This is a genomic window from Sellimonas sp., from assembly GCF_047234585.1.
In the GTDB taxonomy this organism is placed as follows: domain Bacteria; phylum Bacillota; class Clostridia; order Lachnospirales; family Lachnospiraceae; genus Sellimonas; species Sellimonas caecigallum.
In genome coordinates this window covers 1-3,090 of the sequence record NZ_JBKSWG010000053.1, presented here as the reverse complement: position 1 = coordinate 3,090, position 3,090 = coordinate 1, and the positions used below count along the sequence as shown (strand labels likewise).

Below are 3,090 nucleotides of genomic sequence, written 5' to 3'. Positions count from 1 at the left end.
CCTGCGGCCTCCTGGTCCCAAACCAGGCGCTCTAGCCAAGCTGAGCCACACCCCGTAGCTTTTGTCGGCCAGCACTCGTTTTCCCTGACGACAAAAGTTATTATATATGAATTGATGATTTTTGTCAACTCATTTTTTTCATTTTTTTATTTTTTTTGATATACTTAATTTCCCCGGAAATTTTGCCATTTTCGTCGATCTCCAGAATAATATAACTCGGCAGTCTGCCCTCCTGTCTCGGGTATGTCAGACTCCCGGGATTCATGACAGCCATATCTCTTCCGATTTCCAGATACGGTACATGTGTATGTCCAAAGATAATGATATCCGCGTTCCGTTCCCTCGCTTCCCGGATCAGATGTTCCAGAGTCATGGATACATAAAACTGATGCCCGTGAGCCATAAAAACTTTGTGGGTTCCAATCTGTATTTCCACCGACATCGGAGCTTTCCCATAGAAGTCATTGTTTCCTGATACAATGTACGCCGGGCAGCCGGATCCATATTCAATCTCAAATTCTCTTCCTTCGACATCTCCGGCATGAAACAGATAGTCGAAAGGCTTTTCCCTCTCCAACGCCTTTTCAAAATTTGCATGCATTTTGTGCGTATCGCTGACGACAAGAATTTTTGTCTTTTTCATCGTCTTATTTCTCCTCCATGATCTGGCGCATCAAACGCAGACCTTTTCCTCTGTGACTGATGGCATTTTTCTGTTCCGGGGTTAGTTCCGCCGTAGAGCAGCCATATTCCGGAACAAAAAAGATCGGGTCGTATCCAAATCCGTGTTCTCCTCTGATCTCATGCCCAATATAGCCTTCGATTGTCGCGCGAACTGCTTCTTTCTCCCCATTAGGAAAAACTGCAGCGATAGCGCATACAAACCTTGCCGTCCGTTTCTCATCCGGCACTCCTTCAAGCCGTCTCAAAAGTTCCTTGTTTTTGATATCATAAGAAGTATCTTCCCCCATATAACGGGCAGAATATACTCCAGGCTCTTTATTCAGATAATCGATCTCAAGTCCGGAATCATCTGCCAGAATAATGTCATCCGGCAAATATTTTGCAACAGTTTCCGCTTTGATCATGGCGTTCTCTTCAAATGTTTTCCCATCTTCCATAATATCCGGATCCACTCCCGCTTCTTTCATGGACAGGATCTCCATCCCGAGATCCGACAAAATCATACGGATTTCTTTCATCTTATCGGCATTTCCGGTAGCAAATACAATTCTCTTCATGTATGTTCCTTCTTTCTTCAAACAAATATATTTTCTATTCCGGTCTCTTTCTCTTCGGCGGCTTCCCGCCAAGAAACTGGTAGAAATAGGTTTTCAACATACCGTTATATATCTTTCTGTTCTTATCCGCTTTTTTCCCAAACCACCTTTCTGCTTCATCATAACTTGTGATCATGTACGCAGACCATTCTTTTAGTTTTCGGTAACTTTCTCCAAAATCTCGGTAAATGGCCGGCAATGTTTCTTTTTCTTCCAATCTCTCTCCGTACGGAGGGTTGGTAATGATAAAACCGTAAGGTTTTGGATGACTTAAATCTTTTACTTCTCTTTGCTGAAAATGAATGAGATGATCGACTCCTGCCATCTCTGCATTCTTCCGCGCGATCCGTATCACAGAAGCGTCCGCATCATATCCTTGGATATCGACCTGAATATCATCCTGGACAAGGTCATTTGCCTCGTTGATAGCCTCGTACCAACACTTCCTGTCCACCAGGTTTTTCCAGTTCTCAGCCGTAAATTCCCGATTCATCCCCGGAGCAATGTTGGCCGCCATCATTGCCGCCTCGATAGGAAATGTCCCGCTTCCGCAAAACGGGTCTACCAGTATCCTGTCTTTTTTCCAAGGGGTAAGCATGATCAATGCAGCCGCCAGTGTCTCAGATATCGGCGCTTTTCCAGATGCCGGCCGATACCCTCTCTTGTGGAGCGATTCCCCGGATGTATCGATTCCTACTGTCACCACATCTTTTTTCAAAAATACACGCAAAGGATAGGACTCTCCGCTTTCCGAAAACCACTGGACATGATATTTCTCCCGCAGACGCTCTACCATTGCTTTCTTCATGACAGACTGAATGTCCGACGGACTAAACAGCTTGCTTTTTACCGAAGCCGCCTTTGCCACCCAGAACTTCCCATCTTGGGGGATAAAAAATTCCCACGGAATATTCTTTGTCCCTTGAAACAGTTCTTCAAATGTCCTTGCCTCAAACTGTCCCGCCTTCAAGAGTACTCTCTCCGCTGTCCTCAGAAAAATATTGGCTCTGCAGAGCGCCATCTCATCCCCGTAGAATGAGACTCTGCCGTCTTCCACCTGCGCGATCTCATAGCCCAGGTCTGTGATCTCTCTTTTCAAAACTGCCTCAAGCCCAAAATGACACGGTACAATATATTCCATCTGCATACTTTGCTTTCTTCTCCTCTATTCATTCTTTCTCTATCTTACGTTCTGTCGGAAGACTTGTCAACCCGAACTCGGATAGGAAGATACAAAAAGGCTCCACTGTTTTCGGAGCCCGAAACAGTGAAGCCTTTCTTTATCCGATATTTTTTGCCCGAATCGGATTAATAGTTGCTGTTGTTATAGTCGTTATAGTTTTTATGGCAGTCAGATGTTTTGTTTGTAGATTTGTTGGATGTTTTATTTTTGGACGCATTTCTTGTCGCATTTTCAGATGCCTTATTCTTGTTTCTTGTCTGCTCATCCGCATAAGAAGAGTAAGAAGCACCGTAAGCATTGCTTTCTGTTTTATTTTTGTTCATGTTGTTCATATTGTTGGAATTATTATAATTCTTTGCCATTTCCATGTCCTCCTTGTTGATTTATGGTACACTGTTATTATGTCAGACAGGGCTTTTTTTATTCGCATTCCATCTTCCAATAATTGGGGGCTCGCGCAATACATGCAAAAATAAGATTTTCTTTTGGCAATTTAAGGTTTTTTTAATATTTTTACTTGCTTTTTCGTGCATCTTATATTATACTAACATTTGTAGAAAGCAGACTTTCTACACCCCTTATTAATTATTTATACTCCCCTCAAAAGACCGATGGCTCCCCCATCGG

4 protein-coding genes are annotated in these 3,090 nt (G+C 43.3%); all 4 read right to left on the bottom strand.

Features of this window, described 5'->3' with window-relative positions:
• Positions 1–124 precede the first annotated feature (124 nt).
• The 4 genes from ACLROL_RS12110 to ACLROL_RS12095 all read right to left on the bottom strand — a co-directional run bounded on the left by ACLROL_RS12110 (position 125) and on the right by ACLROL_RS12095 (position 2,825).
• Positions 125–643 carry a YfcE family phosphodiesterase gene (locus ACLROL_RS12110; RefSeq protein ID WP_413067941.1) on the bottom strand — a complete coding sequence of 173 codons (519 nt, stop codon included), beginning with the start codon at positions 641–643 and terminating at the stop codon, positions 125–127.
• Between the two features lie 4 nt (positions 644–647).
• Positions 648–1,241 carry an XTP/dITP diphosphatase gene (locus tag ACLROL_RS12105; RefSeq protein WP_087201106.1) on the bottom strand — a complete coding sequence of 198 codons (594 nt, stop codon included), beginning with the start codon at positions 1,239–1,241 and terminating at the stop codon, positions 648–650.
• Positions 1,242–1,275: 34 nt separating this feature from the next.
• Positions 1,276–2,427 carry a class I SAM-dependent RNA methyltransferase gene (locus tag ACLROL_RS12100; protein ID WP_330620559.1) on the bottom strand — a complete coding sequence of 384 codons (1,152 nt, stop codon included), beginning with the start codon at positions 2,425–2,427 and terminating at the stop codon, positions 1,276–1,278.
• Between the two features lie 161 nt (positions 2,428–2,588).
• Positions 2,589–2,825 carry a hypothetical protein gene (locus ACLROL_RS12095; protein WP_413067940.1) on the bottom strand — a complete coding sequence of 79 codons (237 nt, stop codon included), beginning with the start codon at positions 2,823–2,825 and terminating at the stop codon, positions 2,589–2,591.
• Positions 2,826–3,090 lie beyond the last annotated feature (265 nt).